Genomic DNA, 24,157 nt, shown 5'->3' with positions numbered 1-24,157 from the left:
ATTTATGTTGCTATTTTTAATTGGGTAAATTGAAATTTATTGAGGGTTTCTTTGCATCATTAAAAAACCACCTTCTTGGTCAACTATATGCATGTACTCGTTGGTATGGTTTTGCGTATCGTTTACATGTAAAAGAAAATAAACGGGTTTATCTATTTTACCGGTGAGTAACCAATTGTTGCTCCTGGCCGAATCGTTTTTATAGGGTTTTACATTGCCATAAAAGTAATGCGCATAACTTTTATAGCCCAAGGTAGTTACATAACAATTTTCATCGGCTATTTTTTGCAACATGGTAATAGCCGGCCCCTGCGAATATTGCTCTATTTTAGGTACTACAAAAGCCATGTAAAGCGGTAAGAAAAGTGAAATCATAACGAGTAAGCCGTAATATGCTTTTGTTAATTCTACTCTTTTTAAATAAAATACACTCACCGTAATAATGGCAATAAATACAAAACCAAATAGCACTTCAAAACCGCTCCAGTTGGCATCTATGCTTAATGATGCTTTTGCAAAATCATCATCAATATAAGGTAATAGGCTACCCTTAAATAAATCTATTAACGTAATCAATGAAAGCAATATGCCTAATAATACACCTGCTATCAATATAAAATAACGTTTCCAGGGTGCTACTGTTTCTTTGTTAATTAAGCTCTGACTAATGGCATAAGCAGCTAAAAAACTTAAAGGCAAATAACAAGCTGATGAGTAATGAACAATTTTTGTTTTAACTATACTGAATAAAATAAGTACTACCCAAAATAAAACCTGACTCCATCTGAAAATGGCTGCCTGAGGCGGATTTAAATCGTTTAGTTTTCTTTTAAACAATAAATTGATAGCTAAAATGGAAATAGGAAAACAACCTAATAAAACTACTAAAGGGTGGTACCAAAAAGGTTGTCCATGTCCTGCTACGGGGTTTCTAAATAAATCTATCTGGTATAAAATAAACTCTTTTAAAAATACACTTCCGTGTTGCATTAACTCCCAGCCAAACCATGTTGCACTTACCGCAAACGCTGCTAAAGCACAAATAAATACTTGTATTAAGCCAAAAAAGAATTTAAACTTATTGATAGCAACATATACTATTATGGATAGAATACATATAAGCAAAGCAGCCGGCCCTTTGGTAATAATAGCGGCTCCAATTAATAAACCGGCATATAACGAATGGATGTTTTTTTGTTTAAAGGAGTTACTTTTTGCAATTAAAAAAAACTGGAATATGCTTGCCGCTATAAACAGATTGTAAATGGGGTCAATGATTCCGCTTTTATAGTATAAATGTGGTGTAAAACTACCGGTAATACATAAAACCCAAATCCAGGCAAACTGACTGTTGAAATACTTTTTACCAACATAAAAAACCGCTAATAAAGCGGTTATACCAACCAGCGCGTTCGGTAGTCTTGCGGCAAATTCATTCACACCAAATATATGATAACATATGGTTTGCAGCCAAAAGAATAAAGGTGGTTTCTCCCAAAAGGGCTGGAAATTAATTTGCACTTGCTGGTAGTTTCCTGTAAGCAACATTTCGCGTGAGTTTTCAGCAAAATTTATTTCGTCCCAATCAAACAAATGTACATTGCCTAAAAAAGGGATAAATAATAAAAGACCCCAAATTGCTACATAAAAATAAGGATGCTTTGCTATAACTTTATACATTGCTACTGTTGCTTTTAAGCACTTCTTTTTTTTCTACCAATATCCAAAATAAAATAAATGCTGTTAAAAAACCAATTAAGGATCCTACAATGGTATCGCGTAAAAAATGTTGTAATAAATAAATGCGCGAAAAGGCAATGATAATAGCGAGTGCTAAAAAAGCAATTTGAAATTTGGGTTTGGTATAAATAAAAGCCAATGTGGAGAATACAGCAAATGCAGCTGTGGTATGCCCCGAAGGAAAACTATGATACTCTAATACTTCAACACCTTCTACAAAATGCAGGTTAAACTCTTTCAATAAAAGTGAGGGGCGCAAAGCATTGTCAAAAACAAAATGTTTGTTAAACTGGGTGATAAGTGCACTGGAAATACAAATTAATGAAATGGCTATGCCTAAATTCCTATCCTTATAAAGTATAAACAAACAAACCGGAACAGCTAACCAACCCTCACCTAAGTGGGTAATATATTTCATAAGCAAATCAAGTAAGGGATTGTGCTTACTGTTAATTAGCAAACTTATATTTTCACTGCTGCTCAATATGAGCAACAAGGTAAATATGAGTAAAACAAAAAAGTATAAAGAAATGAATACCCTGTTTTTGTGAATATATGCGTTCAATGATGAAATGCTTATGTTTAAAACGCAAAAATGCAACTTCTTTTCGAGAAGTTGCATTTTTGTTTGTATAATTCTTTTTATATTTTAATTACAAACGCCAAATTTCACTTTTATCATATCACTTTGGTCGTCAATACCTGTCCAGCCTAGTTTTACAATAAACACTTCCACATCAATAATTTTTAAGTTTTTAGGCATAGAGAAAAATTGGTATGGTAATATGGAATACTTAAATACGCCATCTCCTTCGTAAAGCATTTTTAACTGGTCATTATCTGAAATAGTAAAAATTGTTTTTACTTGGTATGATTTGGTAACTGCTGTTACGGTATCAATAGTATTGGCTTTTAGTAATATATATACAGAATCAGCACCTAGATTTTTCATGGTAGCTTTTGTTTCTACTTTGTTATCGTAAACAAAATTTACAATTTCGGTTGGGAAAGCAAAGGCAGGAACCGTATAAAATGAGCCTCTGTCTGTTTTTGGAGCTTCTATAGTGAAATTTAAATCTTCTGTTTTTATATCAGGGTCACCAAATCCTCCACCATCTTTTGGTTTTACTAATAAAGAGATTCCGTTTTTATAAACATCGGCCGCGTTTGTTTCGTAAAATTCGGTTGGTGTCATTTCGTAATACCAAACAAATGGCCCCTTTGTCGCATCGTTAGTCATTTTCAATGCTTCGTTTGAGTTTTTCCATTCTTGTTCACCAAGACCATTTCTTAGTGGGTGCCCAACGGGGTGCTCTTTTGGCTTCCAAGTCCATATATAAAATGGTCCGGGATTGTCCTTACAACTTGTATTGGTCGTTTTACTCACATCAACATATATTTTTATTGGTTTGGTAACATCCGGATTTTCCGGTTCAATCCAATAGGCTTGAGCAGCTAGTTTATTGCTATACAAACTTAAAAACAGTACGGTTATGGCTATTATCTTTTTCATATTAGTGTCCTCTTCTTTCTCTTAATTTCTTTCAAACTCTAAAACATAAGAAAACTTTAACTCTCCACCACAATAAACGGGTTTACGTAGTTTTAAAACCTGGTCTACCGTTCTTATTGACCCTCCAAGTGGCAATGTAAATGCAGTGCCGCCTGTTGGTGTAAATACTATTTCTGTTGGAAATTCATCGCTGTCAAAATTCCATGCGCCTGTTGGTGTCTGGAAAAAATTAACCAATACGTTAGTAGTATCAACTGTATACACTCTGCTTCCGTTAAGTGTTTCAAACTTAATATTGGGCTGTGTGTAGGCAATGTTTTTTACGGTAAAGTAATCGCCCATTTTTATGGTTTCTTTGGTTAACGAAACTTCATCCACCATTGAACATCTTTTTAACACCCATTTGGCTTGCAATCCGTCAACTTTACTCGATGGTGTGCCAAGGTCTTTTATATCTTTTTTGCAAGCTATTATGCCTAAAAATATACTTGCTATTATTATCGCTTTTTTCATATTCGTTCCCTTTTTAACTAGTTACATGCTTGTGTTGGGTTCTGAGTAAACCCAATAGTTACCTCTGTTTGTGGAAAAGCAAAAACAAGACCATTGCAGTTAAATTCAGCATTTCTGATTGTATTTGGTGTCTGTGTTTCTCCATTAGCTCCTATTCTTTTAAAGCTTTGAATTCTATCGCCTTCTAATAAAAACTCCCTGCGTCTTTCATCTCTTACTTTTGCTTTTATCACATCCGGTAATTCTGCTCCTGTCAATAATTTAGGTGCAGGTGTTATATATGACCTTGATATAATTTTGTTCACATCGGTTGCAGCAGTTGTTAAGTTTTGGTTGGTAATAGCCAAAGCTTCAGCGCGCATTAAATACATATCGGTTAACAATAAATAAGGTACATCAAAAAAGTCGTAATCAAACTTTTTAGAGCCATATACTTCTTCAGGCTTTCCTTTGTTTATTACTTTAATTAAACCCAATCTTTTGTCAGTAGTATCTTGATTCATGTAGTCGTATGCCAGTTTTGAAATTTGCATATTAGGTACGGCTACATTATCGCTTCTGTAATTTCCTGTATATCCTGCTGCTCTGTTATCGCCAGTTCCGGTACTTACAAATTGAAACAAATATTCTTTACTAAAGCTTGCATTGTCAAAGTGATTTAAACTATCGCTTAATTGATAAGCATTATCGCTTAATACATCGTTTAGTATATCAATGGCTTTTTGGTATTGATTGCTTTGAAAATATACTTTGGCCAATAATGCTTTAGCTGCAATTTTATCAGCATACACTTTTCGGGTAGTATTAGCCGGGTTGCTGTTTGGCAATAATGATATAGCTGCTAATAAATCTTCTTCAATATAGCTGTACATTTCGTTAATGGTGCTTCTCAATACAGGATCGATAGATACTTTTTTACGTAACGGAATACCTGATTGGGTTTTATTACCATCAATTAATGGTGACGAACCTTTTGGATGCGCATATAATTTAGCTATTTCAAAATGCGATAAAGCCCGGATAAATTTTAACTCTCCTTCTAAAGTGCTTTTTTGAGTTTCAGTTAAGTCGTTAAACTTTTGAATATAATCCAGGCAAGTATTGGCACGGAACACACAGCGGTAAATTCCCCTGTAATTATCGGTTGCTGTAGCATTAAAGGCTATTACACCTCTTGTGTACATTTCTCTTCTGTCGCCATTAATATTATAATCTGCTAATTCATCACCTAACAAATCGCTATAAATTTGCGCATTACCATTTAACCTGTTGGCTAAAGCATCGTAAGTTGAGTTTACTATTTTTATTACATCTTGACCGCTTTTAACTGCCTCACCTTCTAATAAAAATCCTTCCGGTTTTATTTCTGTCCATTTGGTACAAGAGCCTAAACCTATTAATAGTATGCTAAATATAATTGTTATTTTATTTCTGTTTTTCATCTTCTGCTTCCTCCCTAGTTAAATCCAATATTTATTTGAAATGAATAAGTACGCTCTTGTGGCGGAGTTAAATAAGTAATATTCGGACTCATATTTCTATCTGTCGCATTTTCGAAATCACGCGCTATCTCAGGATCTAAGCCCGGATATTTGGTAATGGTTAAAATATTAGTTGCAATAATTGCCATACGAACAGAGCGGCAGTATTTTAATTTTTTAATAGCTTTGGGTTGTAAATTATAAGCCAATGTTACGTTACGTAACCTGGCAAATGAAGCACTGTATAAAAACTGGTCAGTATTAATCCATACTGTATTTGACCCATAATTGGCTTCGTTTAAAGTTAATCTGGCAAACTGGGCATCATCGCCAGGTTTTTGCCATCTGTCAAATAAATCTGTTCTCATATTCCAGTTAGAAACTACTCCTAATTGTCGTTTAGCTGACGATTCATATATATTACCACCAATAACAAAGTTTATCAATACGCTTAAATCAAAACCTTTGTACGAAAAGGTATTGGTCATACCACCTGAAGCATCCGGTAAAACACTCCCAACGCCTACCCTGTTATTAATATCCCAGGTACTTGTTTGGTTACCATTTACGTCTAAATATACTGGTAATCCCGTAGCTTTATCTATATGGCTAAATCTTACTAAATAATTAGTACCAATCGGGCTTCCAATAATTGGGCGTGTATCGTTGGTTCCTCCACTAACAGCATCTTGCGAGTAAGCACCTATATCATCAATTGAATTCCATATTTTGGTAATGTTAAAGTCTGTACTCCATCTGAATTTACCAACCAGGTTTCTTGTTTTAATTCCAAACTCTAACCCTCTGTTGGTTATTTTACCTACGTTGGCTGTGTATTGATCCATACCTGTTGAAGGAGAGATAGCTAAATTTTCAATAATAGCATCGGTTACTCTTCTATCAAAATAATCAACAGTAGTAAAAATTCTATCGTTAAATAAACCCAACTCTACGCCCGCATCCCAAATTAACGATGTTTCCCAACGTAAATTTTCATTAGGTGCTTGCGTTGGATAAGTAATGGCTTGTTGGTTATACAAACCATCTGTTCTGAATGTTAAGAAACGAGCATTTCCATTTATATTGGAGTTACCGCTTCTTCCGGCACTGGCACGTAATTTTAAAAATGAAATGGTCTTATTGGTGCGTAAGAACTTTTCTTCACTTAAAACCCAACTGGCCGAAACAGCCGGCATAAATGCAACGCGGTAGTTTTCGCCAAAACGTGATGACCAGTCTGCACGTAAAATTACCTGTGCAAAATACTTGTCTTTATATGAGTAATTAATACGGCTAAAGTAGCTTAAAAAAGCCCATGCATTACCGGGAGCTGTTTGGTTAGCATATAACGAATCAGGTTCTTTTTCGTAAAAAGGACCTGATGTATGTTCTGTTCTTTGTGTTCTGGTTGAAGCGGTTGATTTCTGAAACTCATTACCCAACATAAAACTAAACTTATGATTGTCCGTTGGGTTGTAATTATAAGTTCCGGTAATAAAGTAATTTAAATTATTAGTGAAAGTAGCCGTTCTGTTAGCATTACCTCCTGCGGAATCGGCAATGTTTAATAATTGCGGGCTATCGTATTGGTCATCTAACAATTGCATGTAATCATAACCACCCTGCGCTCTAAAGTATAAATTTTTTATTGGGTTGTAATCAACAGCTATATTGTTAATGGTCCTGGTTTCACCCACTCTCCATGTTTTTTGTTCTTGCGCTATTATAGGGTTTACGCCACCCCTGAAATAAGCACTATCTCCATTAGGTCCGCCAAATTTTACCGGATAAATAGGCAATGCCTCACTCATAGCAGCCCCCAAACCTCCGGCCCAACCGCTGTTAACACGGAAATTATTACCTTGTGCCAAGCTTGAATTGGTCGAAACTTTTATTTTCTTACTAACTTTAAAATCCAAATTTAATCGGCCGGCAAGCCTATTGTAACTATTACCTACTAAAAAACTTTCGTTGTTGCTGTAAGAAACTCCGGCATAATAACTTACTTTTTTAAACACATCACTTACCGATAAATCATAGTTTTGTTTAAAGCCAACGCGTGTAGTTAATTTTACCCAATCAGTATTGTATTGACTTGCTTTTAAATAGGCTGCTTCTCGTGCTGCTGCTGTTGACTGAGCTGATGAATAACCCGGTAACCAAACTCTGCCTGTTCCGCCATCGTTTTCCCAAGCTTCCTGACGTAATTGTAAATATTGTTGTGTATTTAACATATTAGGCAAAGCTGTTGGTTGCGATGTTCCCATGGTAGCTGTAAAATTAACACTCGGTCCTTTTTTACTACCTTTTCTACCGCGTTTGGTAGTAATTAATATAACGCCATTAGCTCCCCTCGAACCATAAATAGCACTTGCTCCCGCATCTTTCAAAACATCGATACTTTCTATATCGTTCGGATTTATAGAAGCCAAAGGATTGTTATTCATTCCCCCACTATTGCCATTTAAAAAGTAATCTTGTGTAATCGGAATTCCATCAACAACATATAAAGGATCGCCACCAGCACCAATGGAAGCTATACCTCTAATCCTAACTACAGCTCCAGAACCGGCTAAACCACTTCCCGTAGTTACATTTACACCGGCTAGTTTTCCTTGTAATGCTGATTCGAAACTAGGTACAGGCATGTCATTTAATTCTCTTCCGCTAATTTTTGCTATGGAGCCTGTTACTTCACGCTTTCTTTGTACACCATAACCAACTACTACCACCTCATCCAGTTTCTTTTGGTCTTCCTTCATCGATAAAGCAACAAAAGCACCTGTTGCGGTAACTTCTACATCTTTGTAAATGGTATTAAAGCCTAAACTTGAAATTTTTAATTTGTAAGTCCCGGGCAGCACATCTTTAATTTCAAAAAGACCCTCGGCATCAGTGTACCCACCCTTTTTTGTGCCATCAATAATAGCTGTAGCTCCAACTACCGGTTGTTTTTTTTCATCTTCTATTTTTCCTTTAATACTCTGCGCAAAGGATACAGAAACAATAAAAATACCTACAAATAATACTAGTAATTTTCTCTTCATATGGATATATTTTAATTTCAATAAACTGGTAATTAAATATAGCTGGACTTAAAACGTAAAATCTGACAAAAACTACATTTTCAAATTTTATTCAATAAAGTATATATTTAATTAACAATCAATTTCTTAATGGACTCGCTAGTGTCGGTTTTTGCTTTTACTAAATATAAACCTTTAGGTAAATGGGTTATATCTAATTCAAATTCTTGCGCACCATAAATGTATTGGTTTTTGGTTTGAATATTATAAACTTTTTTTCCAACAATATCATAAATGCCTAATTCTAAGTTAGAATAGTTTTCAAAATCAACTATAATATTTACTTTTCCATTGCTTGGGTTTGGATATAAATTCCACTTTTCTGACAGGTCTTCTTTTACATTTTTAATCCCAGTTGTATTTAGCTGTTCATAAATGTTTTTATCGGTAAATACTCTGTATTCCCCTGCTTGTAGTAAAAATGAAGTATTAACATCTGTAATATTAACAGAGTCGCCTGTTATATAGTTATACCACCAACCTGTATGCTGAAATGCAAATGCTGCATTGATAGTTATTACATCAAAATTACCGGTTATAATCGTATTCATGCTGTCATGGTTTACTTTCAATGTTTTAATAACCGAACTGGTACTATAAGTATAGTTATTTGATGAGAAGCTTACATGTTGTTTTAGTTTATTGAGCTTACTGATATTTTCGTATGCTTTTTTCCTAATGCTGTTGGTTAAAGAGCTCCAGTTAAAAGGTTTATTTCCGGTACGACCGTTTGTGTTGATAGAAACTTCGTAACCCAACTCACCACCCTGCCAGATCATTTTTGGTCCTATTAAAGGTAAAAGCAATGCATGGTAAGCATCTACCCTTTTTAAAACAGTATTTAAATCTTTTGTACTATAGGTTCCTTGAACCCTTCCATATTGGAGCGAAGTTGCTACTACTCTTTCTTCATCATGGCTTTCTGCATAAGTAACCAAGTTAGGCGAGTTATACTGACGGCTTTTGTAATCGCCCCAGCTTAAATTGGCCTTTGAATTATCGTAACCCATAACTGCTTCCGCATAATTACTTGTCATTTTACCCCACATCATAAAACCTTCGTTGGCCAATACTTTCTCCTCATCATTATCAGCTAAGTGTTCTAATATTAAGTATGCATCGGGTGAGTGTTTAATTATTTCAGAACGAATCTTTTTCCAGATATTTACTCTTGATTGATCGTAAGCATTCCAGGCAGCCTCATTCCCAAAAGTATTTTTTTGTGTAAACCCTTTAGATAAATCAAAACGATAACCATCAAGATGATATTCAGTAAGCCAAAAATGATTTACCCTGTTTACAAAATCAATAGTCGGTTGGGCTTCATGGTTGTAATCATATCCAACTCCATATGGGTGTTTGTCTGTTTGGTTAAACCATGGATTGTTTGCCGTAGGTTGTCCAAATTGACCCGCACTAGGATCAAAGTACATTCTTACTTGGGGATTTTGCCCAAATGAATGATTCAATACCATATCTAAAACCACAGCCATTTTACGCTTGTGGCACTCATCAACAAACTCTTTAAAAGCCTGTTTGGTGCCATAATACTTATCAATAGCAAAATGAAACATTGGATTATAACCCCAGCTTTCATTGCCTTCAAACTCTGTAATAGGCATTAGCTCGATACAGTTTACACCCAATCGTTGTAAGTAATCAAGCGTATCTTTTAAAGTTTGGAAATCGTGTCTGCCTATAAAATCTCTTAACAGCAACTCATATATTACTAACTTTTCTTTTGGCGGCTTCACAAAATTAGTTGTTTGCCACACAAATGGTGCTTGCCCGGTTTGTAATACCGAAATAATTTCGGTTGTTTTACCTACCGGGTATTTTTTCAAATTAGGGTACGTTATTTCAGGTATCCATACATCATTATTAGGGTCTAAAATCTTTTCCGCATAAACATCCGCCACACGCATTTGAACTTCATCAATGGCATATTGAAATCCATATTCAACACCTTTCTTCAACCCGGTAATTGTTATCCAAAATCTTTCCGCTCCGGGCGTTCTGCTCATTTTATATTGGGGTTTTAATTCCCAATTATTAAAATCGCCAATCACATAAATAAATGTTTTAAGAGGAGCAAAAATTTGTAAAGTAACGGTTGAATCATTGATATAATTAATACCATCTACCGTACCTGCAGGAGGAATTTGCACATTACTCCCTGATTTAATAATAACATAAGACGAGTCGTAAACTATATCTCCATTATAATCACCTTTCAAAACCAAATCAATTCTATCAGTACCTATACTATCTATTGTGTTTTTATAAAGTAAAGCAGAGTCATTTGCGACAGAACGCAATAAAACACCATTGGCATACAACTCTAAGTTACTTTGTCGTGAGGCAGAACAGCTAATACTGATACTATCACCGGCATTGAAGAAAGAAGCTTTTATAGGGTTGTTTAATTTTACCTGATAAGAACCTTGGCTGATGTCTATAAAAATATCGCCACCCGAAACTGTTTTACCTGTTTTAGAGCCATTGGCATTTCTGAAAACCAAGGCTATTTTCAATACCTTTTCAGTAGCAGGAACGCCATAAAAAGTTCTGATATTCCCAATGGTTAAATTATAAACAGAACTGGAACCTACACGTGTTAATAATGCTTTTGGTAAATTGGTAGACCAGTCCGTTAATACATATTTCCAGTCGCTTCCCGATGTGCTTTTATCCGTTATAACTCCCGTATGTGCATATATATTTGACTCACCTAACAAGCCTGCATTACCCAATGAAGCATCAAAAGTAATCACAACATTATTATCATCAGCCGTTGCAAAAGCGGGCGATATAGTAACCACCTGGGCAGTACTAAATTTTGTACAAAAAATAACAATGAATACAATTTGTAATGCGTTTTTTAGTAATTGTTTATACATGAATATAACTCCTTAATTTATATATGGAAATTTAAATAATTAGTAGAAAAATTTGAAATGTATTGCAAATTAACAATAAAATAATATAAATTGCTTTCACTAAAAAAATATATAAATAATGAAAAAGTTTTTACTATTAACAGCAGCTTTAGCCACGTTTAGTGGTGTATTTGCTAAAAAAGTAGCCTTTGTTGTCGATATGACAGGGCAAACCGTAAGTCCAAATGGTGTACATGTGGCCGGTAGTTTTCAAAATTGGGATCCAGCGGGTACAACATTGTTACCTGTACCTGGAATACCTAATGCATATGGAACCATTTTAAATATTGATGCCAAACAAGTTATTGAATTCAAATTTATCAATGGTAACTCATGGGGTTCAGGAGAAGAAAGTATACCCGCTTTGGTACAAAAAGGACATGCTTTAAATGGACAAAGTAATGGAAATCGTTGGATGTACGTTGATTCTATGGCTAACGACACTACTTTAATTACTGCAAAATTTAGTTCAGCAGCTCCTACAGGTAAAAATGCTGTGCGTTTTGCTGTTGATATGGATAAAGTTACAGCAGTAAGTGCGGATGGCGTGCATATAGCAGGCTCACTACAAGGCTGGGATCCGGCTAAAACCGCAATGACTAATTTGTTCCCTACAGCTAATAAGGTATATGAAATTATATTGTTATTAGATGCAGGTGCATATGAATATAAATTTGTGAATGGTAACGATTGGAATTCTCCTAGTGTTCCTGAAAGCGTTCCAAGCACTTGCGCTACTAATGGCAACAGAGGTGTAACAGTAGCTGCTGACATGGTAGTTGATAAAGTTTGTTTTGGTTCATGTTCAGCTTGCCCAACAGCACCAATACCTAGCTACCAAGTGACTTTAAGAATTGATATGTCTTCTAGCTGTAATGTTGACTCAGTTGACGTGGCTGGTGGATTAGTACCGGGCGGATGGGATGCTGGAAGCAAAATGACCCCAGTATCATCAGGAAGTAAAGTTTATACTGTTACATTCCCATTAGATTCCGCAAGTGGTATTGCTTATAAGTTCCGTTACTATAGTGCCGGTCAAAGAACTTGGGAAAGTGTTGTAACAGGTTCAGGTAACCGTGAGTTAGATTTAAAATCAGATACTGTTTTACCTGCAAATTGCTTTTCTTCATTTGCTCCATGTAATCCACTTCCAGCTCCATCAAACGTTACTTTTAAAGTTGATTTAACAAGCCAAACTCCACAAATTGTATATTTAATATGTGATTATAAAGACTGGAAAAACGGTGCTGTGCGTATGACTCCTGTATCAGGCGTACCAGGTGCTTACACAACTACTTTAAACAATATTTGCCCAGGAACAGTGGCTTACCGCTTTGGTAATGGTGCTGATAGTACAAGCGATGCTATTTATGAAAACTTTACTGATTCAACAGACCGTGCTTGCACAAAACCAAACGGTGTAGGTGGATTTAACCGTGAGTTAGTTAGAACAGCAGGTGACCAAACTTTATTCTTTAAATGGGCTTCTTGCAAAACAAGTAACTTATCAACTAACGAAATTGGTTTAACTTCATCAGCAGTTAAATTATTTCCAAATCCAACTAACGACTTTACCGTAGTTGCATTTAACGATAACGCCAAATTACACAATGTAGCTGTAGTTGATATTACAGGTAAAACTGTTAGAACATTTGAAAACTATGGCTTAGCTACTTTAAAAATAGAAAAAGCTGAGTTAAAAGCCGGATTGTATTTTGTTAATATTTCTAACGAAAACAACGAAAAAACAACTGTTAAGTTAATGATTCAAGAATAATCAATAACACATGATACAAAAAAGCCACTTGATTACTCAAGTGGCTTTTTTATTTATAGTACTTTGTGAAATTACAACTCTTTCTTATAGTCTTCTGTTCACAATATCAAGCGTGCTTTTTTTCCAGCTTGTAAAATCGCCTGCTAAAATATGGGCCCTGGCCTCTCCTACCAACCATAAATAAAACGACAGGTTTTGAATACTGGCAATACTGGCTCCTAAAAACTCATTACACTTAATTAAATGCTTTAAATAAGCCTTTGAGTATTGCGGAGTAAAAACCTCATCCAGTGGCGAAAAATCATTCTTCCATTTTTCGTTTTTAATATTAATAATTCCCTGACTGGTAAAAATAAAACCATGTCGTGCATTTCTGGTTGGCATTACACAATCAAACATATCAATACCTAAGGCAATACACTCTAAAATATTTTCAGGCGTACCAACACCCATTAAATAACGCGGTTTATCTTTGGGTAAAATATCGCAAACCAAATCGGTCATTTCATACATCATTTCAGCAGGCTCACCTACTGATAATCCGCCTATGGCATTTCCTTCTCTACCTTGATCGGCAATAAATTTAGCACTTTCTATACGCAAATCTTTGTACGTAGAACCTTGTACAATGGGAAACAGTGTTTGCGATTTGCCATATAAATCCTCCGTTGAATCAAACCTATCAATACATCTTTTCAACCAACGGTGTGTAAGTCCTAACGATTTTTTAGCATAGTCATAGTCACATGGATATGGTGTACATTCATCAAATGCCATTATAATATCAGCACCTATTTTTCTTTGAATATCCATTACACTTTCCGGTGAAAAAAAGTGCTTACTGCCATCTAAATAAGAACGAAATTCAACACCGTTTTCATTTATTTTTCTTATTTCATTTAAACTAAAAACCTGAAAACCTCCACTATCAGTAAGCATGGGTTTATCCCAATTGATAAACTGGTGAATTCCGCCTGCATTATTAATAACTTCAGGTCCTGGCCTTAAATATATATGGTAAGTATTGGCTAAAATAATTTGCGCTTTAACGCGCTCCGCTAATTCTGTTTGGTTTACTCCTTTAACGGTACCTTGTGTACCAACAGGCATAAAAATTGGCGTTTGTATTTGACCTCTATCTGTTTCAATAACACCAGCACGCGCCTTTGAATTATTATCTGTTTGGGTAATTGTAAATTTCATAAATAAAAAATGTAATGGCTAAAAGTCTATTTAGCTATTATTCAAAATGTAGGCTAAACTGAATAAGTTGCGGGTAAAGCCCTTCTATTGCTTGTGTATAGGGATAAATATCGCGATAAAGTGCATTTGAAGTGGTTTGTCCTGTTTTTATTTCAGGTGAAAATTTAAAATATTCAAAGTAAATATCTAAACCAATACCTGCCTCCCATCCGTAAGTAAATGGTATTAATGAAACTACCGGATTTTGCAAGCCGCGTGTACGGGTAACAGTACTACCAAAATCGTAACTGAAACGGGGGCCGGCAACAACATATACTCTTGTATTTTTTCTTCTTTCCGATTTGAATTTTATAAGTAAAGAAGCATCGCAATAAGCCGATTCTATTTTCACTATTTTTTCAGAGTTTTGAAACTCATAAACCAAATTACGTTGCACAAATGAAATAACAGGAGCCATTAAACGTAAATCCCAGTATTTGCCTAATTTTAAATTAACTATAGCACCCAGTCCAATACCAGGGAAATTGGCTACTGTTAAGTTTTTCATGGTATCGGTTGCAAAATAACCCGGCTTTGTCTCTACCTGCATACGCCCTAAATTACCTGCCAGGGTAAAACCGAAATGTAATTTTTTATTGTCGTACTGGCCTAAATTAGGCTGAGCAATAGCACCTAACTTAAAAACGATAAGCAATATAAGTGTGCCCAAAAACTGAATAGTGTTTGAGTTAAACTGATTTATTTTTGAGCTACGTAAATGGTGCAAGTTCCGAATGTTAAAGGTTTTACAATAATATTGTTAAATCCACAATTGCGCAAGTGTTCTGCAAACGCTTCGCCTTCTGGGAAATACTTAACGCTCTCAGGTAAATATTTGTATGCATTGCCGCTTTCTTTATTAATTAGTTTAGCCCACATGGGTAAAACAAATTTAAAATAGGCACCAAATATTTGTTTAAAAGGAAATGCTTTAGGGTTTGAAAACTCCAAAACCACCAACTTTGCGCCTGTTTTTAAAACCCTGTTTATTTGTGATAAGCCTTTGTCTAAGTTTTCAAAATTCCGTACACCAAAACTAACGGTAACGGCATCAAAGTAATTGTCTTGAAAAGGAAGCGCTTCACTATCGCCTTTAATCATTTCTATTTTATGAGACAGTCCGTTAGCTTCTATTTTTTGTCGGCCAAACTGAAGCATTTGTTCCGACAAGTCAAGCCCGATTATTTTTGCAGGATTTATTTGTTTGTTAATTTCTATAGCTAAATCGCCTGTTCCTGTGGCAACATCTAAAATAATAGAAGTACTGTCTTTTTTTAAATATGCAATTGCTTTTTTGCGCCAATAAATATCAATCCCTAACGATAAAAACCTGTTGAGGAAATCGTAGCGTTTCGCCACACTATCAAACATTTCCTCTACTTGTTCTTTTTTTGATTTGTCAGAGTTATAATCGGGTTTTACAATTTTCATGCGCTAATAATCAGGTTGCAATATTAACTTATTGAATTGCGAACACGTTGAAAAAATTCGCGCAAGGCAGTTGATTTATCTTTGTTTTCTATTCTAACCCGTTCTAAAACATCTATTGCTCCTAAAATATGCGTTAGCTGCTCACCTTCATCATCGCCATCCACTTCTATTCCGGCAGGCCTTTCCTCCATCATGTTTTCTTCCGCTAACTGAAGTTGATCAAGCGTATAATTTTCAACTAATTGTTTTATGGCTGGTAATTTCATCTGTGTTAATTAGTAAAGTAAACCAATCATTTTTTCAAGACCTTCTTCTTTGGCAGTTGTATCGCTGGCTAAAACCTGCCCGTTTTTAACTACTACAAAATAAGGTAGATTGCTTACGCCCCCAAATTTTCTTGCTTCAGGATTCTCTTCTGCATTAATATCTAAAAACAAAGTATCTTTATATTCCTCTTTATTGGAAATCTTATTGAATTTTGGCGCAAACAGCCTGCATGTTCCGCACCAGTTAGCAAAGTATTTTACTACTATTTTTTCATTGCTATCAATTAAGTTTTTAAATTCCGAATCTGTTACTTTAGTTACCATTATGATTAATTTGTTTGCAAAGATGACTTGATATTTTATTAATTCAAATTTTATTCTATCCAATAGAACATAACAGTGCATATTTAGTTTTATTTTTTTTAAACTTGAAACATGATAGAACGCGCGTTTGTATATGGTGATTTGCTTTTTGAAAGTATGCTTGTTTTAAATAATGAAATTCAAAACGTAAGCAAGCACTATAAAAGGCTTTGCAAGAGTGCGACTACACTTAAAATGCAACTTACTGACAGCTTCACATTAGCATTTTTTACCGATGAAATACAAAAACAAATTACTCTTTCCGAATTAGCTAATAAGCAAAATTGCCGTGTACGGTTTATTTTATACAGAAACAGCAGTGGCTTTTATTTACCTGATTCAAATAAAGTAAATTTTATAATTGAGGTATTTGAATTAAGTAACAATTGGAAAGAAATAGCTGCGAAACCTAAAAGAGCCGGAATATATACGCAACAACACAAAGCAAAAGGCCCATTGGCTAATTTAAAATCGGGTAATGCTTTGATTTATGTATTAGCCAAATTGTGGGCACAAGAAAATAATCTTGACGAAGCTTTGATTATAAATGAAGAGGGAAATATTATTGAAGCTGCCAACTCCAATATTTTTTGGAAAAAAAACAATCAAATATATACTGTACCTTTAAGTGAGGGTTGTATTGCAGGTGTTGCACGAGAAACATTTATGGAAGAGCAAATCAATAAAAATACACCAATCATTGAGCAGGTTTGCACTTTACAAACTTTACAGCAAGCGGATGAAATTTTTATGAGCAATGCTGCTAATGGAATAAGTCCTATTGTGTTGGTTTGCTAAATAATCTCAGCCACTACAAAAGTACTGCCTCCTACAAAAATTAAATCGTTTTGCGCTGCATTTTTTTTAGCTGCCTGTAAAGCCAAAGCCACTGTTTCATAAGCTTCTCCAACAAGGTTAAATTGTTGGGCTGTAAGTTGCAAATCAACTTCATTTAAAGCCCTTGGCAATTGAGCCTTACAAAAATAGTACGTTGCATTAGCAGGTAACTCTGCCAACACTTTGCTAATGTCTTTGTCTTTTACCATTCCTATCACCATATGTAATTTATCAAACTGTTGCAAAGCAATCTGTTTCGCCACCTGGTATATTCCATTTACATTATGGCCGGTATCACAAATTACTTTTGGGCTGTTAGATAATACCTGCCACCTACCCATTAAGCCCGTATTTTGTTTTACATTGTTTAAGCCATTCACTATGGCTGATTCACTTAAATTATAAGCTAAGTTTTGCAATTCATTTAAAGCCACTAACACAGTATTGATATTAAACTGCTGGTAAATTCCGCCTAAGTCGCAATGCATGTAATCATCAGTATTTATAGGTAATTTATTGTTTTTTATTTGCGGTATAAATTTCACACCCTCGTCTGTTAAAGTAAAATTATTTAACTGCGATTCTTGCGGTGCAAATAAAATGGGGGCATTTTCTTTTTGGCTTTTCTCCCCAAAAATAACAGCCGTTTCAGGCAATACTTCACCTATTACACAAGAAATATTTGGTTTTATAATGCCTGCTTTTTCTATGGCAATTTTCTCTAAAGTATCGCCTAACAAATCCGTATGGTCCCAACCTATATTGGTTATAATGGAAAGTTCCGGTGTTATTACATTAGTAGAATCAAGCCTTCCACCTAAACCCGTTTCTATAATGGCTATATCAACTTTTTGTGCTGCAAAATAGTTAAAGCACAAAGCAACGGTCCATTCAAAAAAGGAAGGCATAATTTTATCGAATAAAGGTTTATGCATATTCACAAAATCAACCACCTCTTGCTCTGCTATCATAACACCATTTATTTTTATACGCTCCCTAAAATCTTTTAAATGAGGCGAAGTATACAAACCTACTTTTAAACCTTGTTCTTGTAAAACAGAAGCTAACATATGACTGGTAGAGCCTTTTCCATTGGTTCCAGCCACATGTATGGATTTAAACTTTCTTTCCGGATTATCCAAAGCCAAACACAAAGCTATTGTATTGTCTAAATCTGCTTTATAGGCAGAAGCCCCAACACGCGTAAACATGGGTAACTGTCCGTATAAATAATGAAGTGTTTCCTGGTAATTCATTTCTTTTATATTTTATTAACCAAAAGCATTAAGCCATTTCATATACCTTGCCCGGCAATGAACGGATAATACTTTTAAATTCTAAATCAAGCAGCTTAAGAGATAATAAACCTAAATCTATTTGCAAATCGAAGCTTATTTCGTCTAAACCTATTTTTGTCTTTTGTTTAATATAATTGATAATCTTAGCATCCTCCTCATCTAAATCAAGCAACAGCAATTGCTGCTTAGGTTTTTTAGTGGCGGTATTTTTCATATCCCAATTCATTAATTCAAACAGGTCGTCAGGTTTACTTAATATACTTGCTTTATTTTGTTTAATTAAATAGTTACAGCCTTGCGAATACTCATCGCTAACACGGCCGGGTAGTGCCATAATATCTTTATTGTATGAATTGGCAATTTCAGCTGTAATCATAGAGCCACCTTTAATAGCTGTTTCTACTACCACCAATACATCGCACATGCCTGCTACAATTCTGTTACGAGCCGGAAAGTTAGCCGCATCAGGTTTTGTTTTGCTTAAGTATTCTGTTAACAAACCCCCGTTTTCCATCATTGAATAAGCTGCCTTCTTATGATCTCTCGGATATACTTCATCCAAGCCATGTGCAACAACCCCAACAGTTGGTAAGTTATTATTCATTGCTGCTTTATGGCTATGGTAATCTATTCCGTAAGCCAAACCACTTAATATTAAAGCTTCCGTAGGTTTCAATGCTTCAACTAGTTTATCTGTAAATGCTTTTCCATATTCCGTAGCATTTCTGGTACCTATAATAGAAACAATCTTAGTGGCATTTAAGTTTGCATTGCCTTTATAAAATAATAATATGGGCGCATCGTCAATATCCTTAAGTCTTTTAGGGTATTCATTTTCAAGATAAAAAAGTGGCTTGATATCGTTTTTATCAATAAACACTAGTTCCTGCTCTATCCTACTAAAATCTTTAAACCCAATAATACTTTCAGCTGTTACTTCGCCAATACCTGGTATTTTTAATAGTTTCGATTTTGATTGTTTAAATATATTTTCAACGCCACCACAATAACTAATCAGTAACTTAGCCGTAACATTTCCAACATTAGGAATTTGTTTAACAGCCATTTGATAAAATAAATCGTTACCAATACCCATTTTAAATACTAAATGACATGAAATAAGAAGCAGTATAGCTTTGGCTTGACTCTAACAATACAATCCCTTTTTTATTATACATATTTCCTGTATAACCAACATTATCAGCATAACCCAACCAAGGCTCCAGGCAAATAAACTCCTGACAATTCGTTTTGCTCCAAATACCCAAATCTGTAAAATCATTAAATGCCATTTCAATAGCAAAGTCAGAATGCAAATGATTTAGTTTTATTTTTTTAGCAACAATGTCTTTGATAACGATGGCATCTTTACTGAAACTATCTTCCTGTAACGTTAATTTAGAGTTCTTTAGCTTTACCTCTTCAGCTTTTTCTGCAAATAAACCATTGCTCAATAATTCTTTTTGAAACGAATCAATGGTATAAAAATCAATTTCATACTCGCTTAAATCTTTAACAGGTAACTGAAAGCCCGGGTGAGCACCAATGCTAAAAGGCATTGCTTTATCTGATAAATTATTGACATGATAGGTAACCTTTATTTGATTAGCAACATCTGTAAACGAATAAGTTACTATCAATTCAAAATTGAAAGGATACAAAACCATTGTTTCTGGTGTTGCCAACAGTTTAAAACGTAGTCCATTGGCAGATTGGTCAATCATTTCAAAATTGCAATCCCTTGCAAAACCATGTTGTGACATGTGGTAACAATTACCATCAATCTCCGTTTGGTCATTGTTTAGCTTACCAACAATAGGAAATAAAATAGGTGCATGCCTGTTCCAAACATCAGCATTGGCTTGCCAAATAAATTCATAATTATGCTTCCTGTTTTTAACGGAACTTAACTCCGCTCCTTTGCTATTTGCAGTAAGCTCCAAACAGCCATTGGTAATATTAAAATTAAAAGCCATTGGTTTAAAATAATAACTGCAATTAAAACTAATTATTACGCCAATAAAAAAATACAAATAAAATTTAGTGTTAATAACAACTATTACTTTGATTACATTAATAATTACTTTTGAAGCTAAATAATTAATGTACTGTATTCTATGGCTAATGTGCTTCGATTTATATTTGTGTTGGTTTTAACTTGTGCATTTACCTACTTGGTAGTAAGGTTTGAAAATGTGACTGATGGACTAGGCGCGGTTACAGGTAGTGTTTCATGGTTATTTAGTGCCCCTAAATTTTAAAGATTTACTTTGATTGGTTGATAATTTTATTACATTTGTCCAATAAACATAAAATACTAAAACAATGGGAAAAGGCGATTTAAGATCAAAAAAAGGTAAAATGAAAAATAAAAGCTTTGGCAAAGTAAGAAGCAAAAGAGCTTTATCAGCTAAAAACAGAATTCATACAAAGGCCGCTTAAGCTTATGCTATACTTCGGTGGTGGAATTGGTAGACACGCCACCTTGAGGGGGTGGTGCTTGCAAAGGCGTGAGAGTTCGAATCTCTTTCGGAGTACAAGAAAACAAAACTAAATTAAGAAAAGACACCTTAAAACTTATTTAAAAATGGGCATTTAACAACGTTTAGATGCCCATTTTTTATAGAAAATCTATACAACATGAGTACTTCAATTATTCAAAAAATAAAAAGTTTAGCCAATCAACTTCATGATGAGCATATTGCCATAAGAAGGCATTTACATAAACATCCTGAACTTTCATTTGAAGAATATAAAACTTCTGCCTTTGTAAAGGAAGCGCTTGAGAGAATTGGTATTACTAAAATTGATATTAAAGCAAATACAGGCTTAGTTGCTTTAATTGAAGGTAAAAATCCATCAAAAAAAACAATTGCTTTACGAGCAGATTTAGATGCTTTACCTATTGTAGAGCAAAATGATGTTCCTTATAAATCAATAAACAGCGGAGTAATGCATGCTTGCGGACATGATGTGCATACAACTTGTTTATTGGGAGCAGCCAAAATTTTGTTCCAGCTAAAAGATGAATTTGAAGGTACTATTAAACTTATTTTTCAACCGGGAGAAGAAAAACTACCGGGCGGAGCCAGTTTAATGATAAAAGAAGGCGCGTTACTGAACCCTGATGCCGGCCATATATTCGGACAACATGTTATGCCTTTAATTCCTGTAGGAAAAGTAGGTTTTAAAAGTGGCTTATATATGGCCAGCAGCGATGAACTTTTTATAAAAGTAATTGGTAAAGGCGGTCATGCTGCTATGCCTCATTTAAATATAGACCCTGTTGCTATTGCCGCTCAAATTATAGTTTCACTGCAACAAATTGTCAGCCGTACTGCTCAACCCATTATACCTACAGTACTTTCGTTTGGTAAAGTAATTGCCAACGGAGCTACCAATGTAATTCCTGATGAAGTGCATATAGAAGGTACTTTCAGAACGCTGGACGAAGACTGGCGACTTAAAGCACACGAAAAAATGGTTCATATGGCTACTTCAATAGCTGAAGGAATGGGCGGAAAATGTGAATTTGAAGTGCGAAAAGGCTATCCATTTTTAAAAAATAATGAAGAGTTAACAGAACAAACTAAACTGGCTGCACAAAATTATCTGGGTGCTGAGAATGTGGTTGACTTAGATACCTGGATGGCAGCAGAAGATTTTGCATACTATAGCCAGGTTATTCCTGCCTGCTTTTACCGCTTAGGTACAAGAAATGAAAAAAGAGGAATAACATCTTCTGTTCACACTCCTACTTTTGATATAGATGAAGAGGCTTTAGCTATAGGAAGCGGCTTAATGGCTTATATAGCCTTTAACGACTTAAGCAACTAAAACTACCAGGCTTGCTCACCAATAAGTGGCACAAACCTAAAATTTTCCAATGTTATCTCCTCGAAGCCGGTAGCTGAAGTTTTTATAATGCTATGCATTTTTTGCGTATTGCTATCTCCAATAGGAATAATCAAAATGCCGCCAATCTTTAATTGATCAATAAGCGCCTGAGGTAAAACAGGTGCACCGGCTGTTACAATTATTTTATCGTAAGGAGCACCTTGCGCATAACCTTTACTCCCATCGCCAAATATACAAGTAGCAGTATAACCAAAATCGGCAATACGTTTATGTGCTTTATTAAACAAAGCCTCTTGTCTTTCTATAGTATATAAATGAACGCCTAGTTCTAATAGTATAATTGATTGATAAGCTGAACCAGTCCCTACCTCCAGTACTTTATCGTCTTTTTCTATTTGCAATAATTGTGTTTGGTACGCTACAGTATATGGCTGACTAATTGTTTGTCCTGCATCTATTTTAAAAGCTTTATCTAAATAAGCATGCGATTTAAACTCTGGTTGTATAAAAAAATGTCGCGGAATTTTCAGCATGGCTGCTAATACCTTTTCATCAACAATGCCTTTTGCACGCAATTCTCCAATCAGTCTCTTTCTTGCACCTTTGTCTTTATATGTATCAATCATTGGCATGGCAAATTACGCAAGCATGTTCAAACTAATTAATTATTTTTTTTGTTAGAAACATTTGCCTTGTTAATATTTTATTAGCCTATACACATTGCTATAAAATATGGTAAAGTGTATATTTTATAGGTTAAAAAAAATGTCGCTGTTTACAGTTTAAAACATGTCAATGATTAAGTAATAGTATTTGCCAATAGATTTGTTTTTGTTAATTAAACAACGAAACACTCACATGATTCAAATTGGTATTGCAGGTGCTAATGAACTTAGTAAAAAACACATCGAAAAGATTTTAGAGATAAAAGACTTTAGGTTAGTTGGATTTTACGACCATGATGAACAAAGCAGCAATTTAATTGCTAACAGCTATGGGCTTACTAGGTTCGACTCTTATAATGATTTGATTAAGCACACTGATGCCATAGATATATTATCGCCTGTGGGAACACATTATAATTATGTATCCAAAGCCATCAAAAAATGCAGACATGTATTTGTAGACAAAGTATTAAGTGAAAACTTAGATGAAGCTAAAGAGTTAGCCAATCTTGCACACGAAGCCAATATTCAATTATATGTAAGTAGATATGAAAGATTCCATCCAAACTTTCAATTACTCAAAAAACTACTTAACAACCCTTTATATATTGAATCTTCCAAATTTGACCCGCACATTATTAACCTTTCAAGCGAAGATTTGGTTTTTGACTTATTACTGAATGAACTGGAATTGGTTTTAAATATTGTAAAAGCAAACGTATTAAAAGTAAGAGCAACAGGAGCATGTATGCATAGCGACAGAATTGACTTTATTAACGTACGCTTAGAATTTGATAATGGATGTGTTTATAATATGGTTGGAGGGAATTTTAAATCAGAACAACGCAATAAAATTAGGTTCTTTCAGAAAAATAAAACCTACGGATTTGATTTAAATAATTTTAAAATAACTCTTTTAAACTCAAGCGATGCCTTGGACGAAAACCACAGTGAGCAGATTTTAAAAAACACAGGAAAAAACCAAACAGAAATGATTAAACGTGAGTTAGAGCACTTTGCACAGAACATCAGTCAACAATCATTGAGGTTGCGTAGCTATTACGACAATTATCAGGCTATTGAGGTAGCGCACAAAATAATTGAAGACTTAAAAAAACACCAACTTTAATAATAGAAAAACTACAACC

At 34.7% G+C, this 24,157-nt stretch carries 21 protein-coding genes and 1 tRNA gene; 6 read left to right on the top strand and 16 right to left on the bottom strand.

Annotated elements, in window-relative coordinates; genetic code table 11:
* Window positions 1-36 precede the first annotated feature (36 nt).
* The 7 genes from V4538_12480 to V4538_12450 form a co-directional block, all read right to left on the bottom strand.
* Window positions 37-1,680: a glycosyltransferase family 39 protein gene (locus V4538_12480; protein MES2381853.1), complete on the bottom strand. Its 1,644-nt coding sequence runs from the start codon at window positions 1,678-1,680 to the stop codon at window positions 37-39.
* On the bottom strand, window positions 1,673-2,158 hold the full coding sequence (locus V4538_12475; GenBank protein MES2381852.1) for a phosphatase PAP2 family protein: 486 nt from the start codon (window positions 2,156-2,158) through the stop codon (window positions 1,673-1,675). Before V4538_12475 ends, V4538_12480 begins: the two co-directional genes overlap by 8 nt.
* A 231-nt stretch (window positions 2,159-2,389) precedes the next feature.
* Complete coding sequence (locus V4538_12470) at window positions 2,390-3,253, bottom strand: hypothetical protein (GenBank protein MES2381851.1); 864 nt, start codon at window positions 3,251-3,253, stop codon at window positions 2,390-2,392.
* A 21-nt stretch (window positions 3,254-3,274) separates the two neighbouring features.
* Window positions 3,275-3,766, bottom strand: a complete 492-nt coding sequence (locus V4538_12465; GenBank protein MES2381850.1) for a DUF5004 domain-containing protein — start codon at window positions 3,764-3,766, stop codon at window positions 3,275-3,277.
* A gap of 17 nt (window positions 3,767-3,783) precedes the next feature.
* Window positions 3,784-5,208, bottom strand: a complete 1,425-nt coding sequence (locus V4538_12460) for a RagB/SusD family nutrient uptake outer membrane protein (protein ID MES2381849.1) — start codon at window positions 5,206-5,208, stop codon at window positions 3,784-3,786.
* Window positions 5,209-5,222: 14 nt separating this feature from the next.
* On the bottom strand, window positions 5,223-8,294 hold the full coding sequence (locus V4538_12455) for a SusC/RagA family TonB-linked outer membrane protein (protein ID MES2381848.1): 3,072 nt from the start codon (window positions 8,292-8,294) through the stop codon (window positions 5,223-5,225).
* 107 nt (window positions 8,295-8,401) lie between these two features.
* A complete protein-coding gene (locus tag V4538_12450) occupies window positions 8,402-11,233 on the bottom strand; it encodes an alpha-amylase family glycosyl hydrolase (protein ID MES2381847.1) in 2,832 nt (943 codons plus the stop codon).
* Between the two features lie 118 nt (window positions 11,234-11,351).
* On the opposite strand from V4538_12450, the gene V4538_12445 reads away from it, so the two are divergent.
* Complete coding sequence (locus tag V4538_12445; protein MES2381846.1) at window positions 11,352-13,049, top strand: T9SS type A sorting domain-containing protein; 1,698 nt, start codon at window positions 11,352-11,354, stop codon at window positions 13,047-13,049.
* Window positions 13,050-13,133: 84 nt separating this feature from the next.
* Here V4538_12445 and tgt read toward each other — a convergent pair whose 3' ends face one another.
* Genes tgt through V4538_12420 form a run of 5 tightly spaced genes read right to left on the bottom strand, consistent with a single transcriptional unit; the run spans window position 13,134 to window position 16,312 of the window.
* Complete coding sequence (gene tgt / locus V4538_12440) at window positions 13,134-14,252, bottom strand: tRNA guanosine(34) transglycosylase Tgt (GenBank protein MES2381845.1); 1,119 nt, start codon at window positions 14,250-14,252, stop codon at window positions 13,134-13,136.
* 37 nt (window positions 14,253-14,289) lie between these two features.
* The gene (locus V4538_12435) at window positions 14,290-14,961 is read right to left on the bottom strand and encodes an outer membrane beta-barrel protein (protein ID MES2381844.1); all 672 of its coding nucleotides are present in this window, start codon (window positions 14,959-14,961) and stop codon (window positions 14,290-14,292) included.
* Between the two features lie 29 nt (window positions 14,962-14,990).
* The gene (gene ubiE, locus V4538_12430; protein ID MES2381843.1) at window positions 14,991-15,722 is read right to left on the bottom strand and encodes a bifunctional demethylmenaquinone methyltransferase/2-methoxy-6-polyprenyl-1,4-benzoquinol methylase UbiE; all 732 of its coding nucleotides are present in this window, start codon (window positions 15,720-15,722) and stop codon (window positions 14,991-14,993) included.
* Between the two features lie 23 nt (window positions 15,723-15,745).
* Window positions 15,746-15,988, bottom strand: a complete 243-nt coding sequence (locus V4538_12425) for a hypothetical protein (protein MES2381842.1) — start codon at window positions 15,986-15,988, stop codon at window positions 15,746-15,748.
* A 9-nt stretch (window positions 15,989-15,997) separates the two neighbouring features.
* The gene (locus tag V4538_12420; GenBank protein MES2381841.1) at window positions 15,998-16,312 is read right to left on the bottom strand and encodes a thioredoxin family protein; all 315 of its coding nucleotides are present in this window, start codon (window positions 16,310-16,312) and stop codon (window positions 15,998-16,000) included.
* 111 nt (window positions 16,313-16,423) lie between these two features.
* Here V4538_12420 and V4538_12415 point away from each other — a divergent pair, with 111 nt between their 5' ends.
* Window positions 16,424-17,149, top strand: coding sequence for an aminotransferase class IV (locus tag V4538_12415; protein MES2381840.1), 726 nt, complete (start codon window positions 16,424-16,426; stop codon window positions 17,147-17,149).
* Here V4538_12415 and V4538_12410 read toward each other — a convergent pair.
* From V4538_12410 to V4538_12400, 3 genes are read right to left on the bottom strand one after another with little or no spacing between them, the layout of a single operon-like run.
* On the bottom strand, window positions 17,146-18,444 hold the full coding sequence (locus V4538_12410) for a folylpolyglutamate synthase/dihydrofolate synthase family protein (GenBank protein MES2381839.1): 1,299 nt from the start codon (window positions 18,442-18,444) through the stop codon (window positions 17,146-17,148). The genes V4538_12415 and V4538_12410 overlap by 4 nt on opposite strands.
* A gap of 28 nt (window positions 18,445-18,472) precedes the next feature.
* On the bottom strand, window positions 18,473-19,582 hold the full coding sequence (gene dprA / locus V4538_12405) for a DNA-processing protein DprA (protein ID MES2381838.1): 1,110 nt from the start codon (window positions 19,580-19,582) through the stop codon (window positions 18,473-18,475).
* Window position 19,583: 1 nt separating this feature from the next.
* Entirely contained in the window at window positions 19,584-20,462 is an 879-nt protein-coding gene (locus tag V4538_12400) for an aldose 1-epimerase family protein (GenBank protein MES2381837.1), read from the bottom strand.
* A 349-nt stretch (window positions 20,463-20,811) separates the two neighbouring features.
* On the opposite strand from V4538_12400, the gene V4538_12395 reads away from it, so the two are divergent.
* The 3 genes from V4538_12395 to V4538_12385 all read left to right on the top strand — a co-directional run bounded on the left by V4538_12395 (window position 20,812) and on the right by V4538_12385 (window position 22,323).
* Window positions 20,812-20,928, top strand: a complete 117-nt coding sequence (locus tag V4538_12395) for a 30S ribosomal protein THX (protein MES2381836.1) — start codon at window positions 20,812-20,814, stop codon at window positions 20,926-20,928.
* Between the two features lie 11 nt (window positions 20,929-20,939).
* Window positions 20,940-21,023 (top strand) — tRNA-Leu (locus V4538_12390).
* Between the two features lie 103 nt (window positions 21,024-21,126).
* Window positions 21,127-22,323: a M20 family metallopeptidase gene (locus V4538_12385; GenBank protein ID MES2381835.1), complete on the top strand. Its 1,197-nt coding sequence runs from the start codon at window positions 21,127-21,129 to the stop codon at window positions 22,321-22,323.
* Between the two features lie 2 nt (window positions 22,324-22,325).
* Here the strand turns inward: V4538_12385 and V4538_12380 are convergent, their stop codons facing one another.
* Window positions 22,326-22,970 (bottom strand): protein-L-isoaspartate(D-aspartate) O-methyltransferase, encoded by a 645-nt coding sequence (locus tag V4538_12380; protein MES2381834.1) that lies wholly within the window; start codon window positions 22,968-22,970, stop codon window positions 22,326-22,328.
* Window positions 22,971-23,202: 232 nt separating this feature from the next.
* On the opposite strand from V4538_12380, the gene V4538_12375 reads away from it, so the two are divergent.
* Window positions 23,203-24,138, top strand: coding sequence for a Gfo/Idh/MocA family oxidoreductase (locus V4538_12375; GenBank protein ID MES2381833.1), 936 nt, complete (start codon window positions 23,203-23,205; stop codon window positions 24,136-24,138).
* The last annotated feature ends 19 nt before the right edge of the window (window positions 24,139-24,157 follow it).

The sequence above is a fragment of the Bacteroidota bacterium genome, assembly GCA_040388375.1.
Lineage (GTDB): Bacteria > Bacteroidota > Bacteroidia > UKL13-3 > UKL13-3 > JAAFJM01.
Note: the sequence above shows the minus strand (reverse complement) of the source record. Positions and strands in the feature narration are given on the sequence as shown.

What these genes read in the sequence shown, in the direction of transcription:
- V4538_12395 (MES2381836.1), top strand. Translation starts at nt 20,812, where the DNA reads ATGGGAAAAGGCGATTTAAGATCAAAAAAAGGTAAAATGAAAAATAAA.
- V4538_12445 (MES2381846.1), top strand. Translation starts at nt 11,352, where the DNA reads ATGAAAAAGTTTTTACTATTAACAGCAGCTTTAGCCACGTTTAGTGGT.
- V4538_12410 (MES2381839.1), bottom strand. Translation starts at nt 18,444, where the DNA reads ATGAATTACCAGGAAACACTTCATTATTTATACGGACAGTTACCCATG.
- V4538_12425 (MES2381842.1), bottom strand. Translation starts at nt 15,988, where the DNA reads ATGAAATTACCAGCCATAAAACAATTAGTTGAAAATTATACGCTTGAT.
- tgt (MES2381845.1), bottom strand. Translation starts at nt 14,252, where the DNA reads ATGAAATTTACAATTACCCAAACAGATAATAATTCAAAGGCGCGTGCT.
- V4538_12375 (MES2381833.1), top strand. Translation starts at nt 23,203, where the DNA reads ATGATTCAAATTGGTATTGCAGGTGCTAATGAACTTAGTAAAAAACAC.
- V4538_12480 (MES2381853.1), bottom strand. Translation starts at nt 1,680, where the DNA reads ATGTATAAAGTTATAGCAAAGCATCCTTATTTTTATGTAGCAATTTGG.
- V4538_12385 (MES2381835.1), top strand. Translation starts at nt 21,127, where the DNA reads ATGAGTACTTCAATTATTCAAAAAATAAAAAGTTTAGCCAATCAACTT.
- V4538_12460 (MES2381849.1), bottom strand. Translation starts at nt 5,208, where the DNA reads ATGAAAAACAGAAATAAAATAACAATTATATTTAGCATACTATTAATA.
- V4538_12415 (MES2381840.1), top strand. Translation starts at nt 16,424, where the DNA reads ATGATAGAACGCGCGTTTGTATATGGTGATTTGCTTTTTGAAAGTATG.
- ubiE (MES2381843.1), bottom strand. Translation starts at nt 15,722, where the DNA reads ATGAAAATTGTAAAACCCGATTATAACTCTGACAAATCAAAAAAAGAA.
- V4538_12400 (MES2381837.1), bottom strand. Translation starts at nt 20,462, where the DNA reads ATGGCTTTTAATTTTAATATTACCAATGGCTGTTTGGAGCTTACTGCA.
- V4538_12380 (MES2381834.1), bottom strand. Translation starts at nt 22,970, where the DNA reads ATGATTGATACATATAAAGACAAAGGTGCAAGAAAGAGACTGATTGGA.
- V4538_12465 (MES2381850.1), bottom strand. Translation starts at nt 3,766, where the DNA reads ATGAAAAAAGCGATAATAATAGCAAGTATATTTTTAGGCATAATAGCT.
- V4538_12470 (MES2381851.1), bottom strand. Translation starts at nt 3,253, where the DNA reads ATGAAAAAGATAATAGCCATAACCGTACTGTTTTTAAGTTTGTATAGC.
- dprA (MES2381838.1), bottom strand. Translation starts at nt 19,582, where the DNA reads ATGGGTATTGGTAACGATTTATTTTATCAAATGGCTGTTAAACAAATT.
- V4538_12475 (MES2381852.1), bottom strand. Translation starts at nt 2,158, where the DNA reads ATGAAATATATTACCCACTTAGGTGAGGGTTGGTTAGCTGTTCCGGTT.
- V4538_12420 (MES2381841.1), bottom strand. Translation starts at nt 16,312, where the DNA reads ATGGTAACTAAAGTAACAGATTCGGAATTTAAAAACTTAATTGATAGC.
- V4538_12450 (MES2381847.1), bottom strand. Translation starts at nt 11,233, where the DNA reads ATGTATAAACAATTACTAAAAAACGCATTACAAATTGTATTCATTGTT.
- V4538_12455 (MES2381848.1), bottom strand. Translation starts at nt 8,294, where the DNA reads ATGAAGAGAAAATTACTAGTATTATTTGTAGGTATTTTTATTGTTTCT.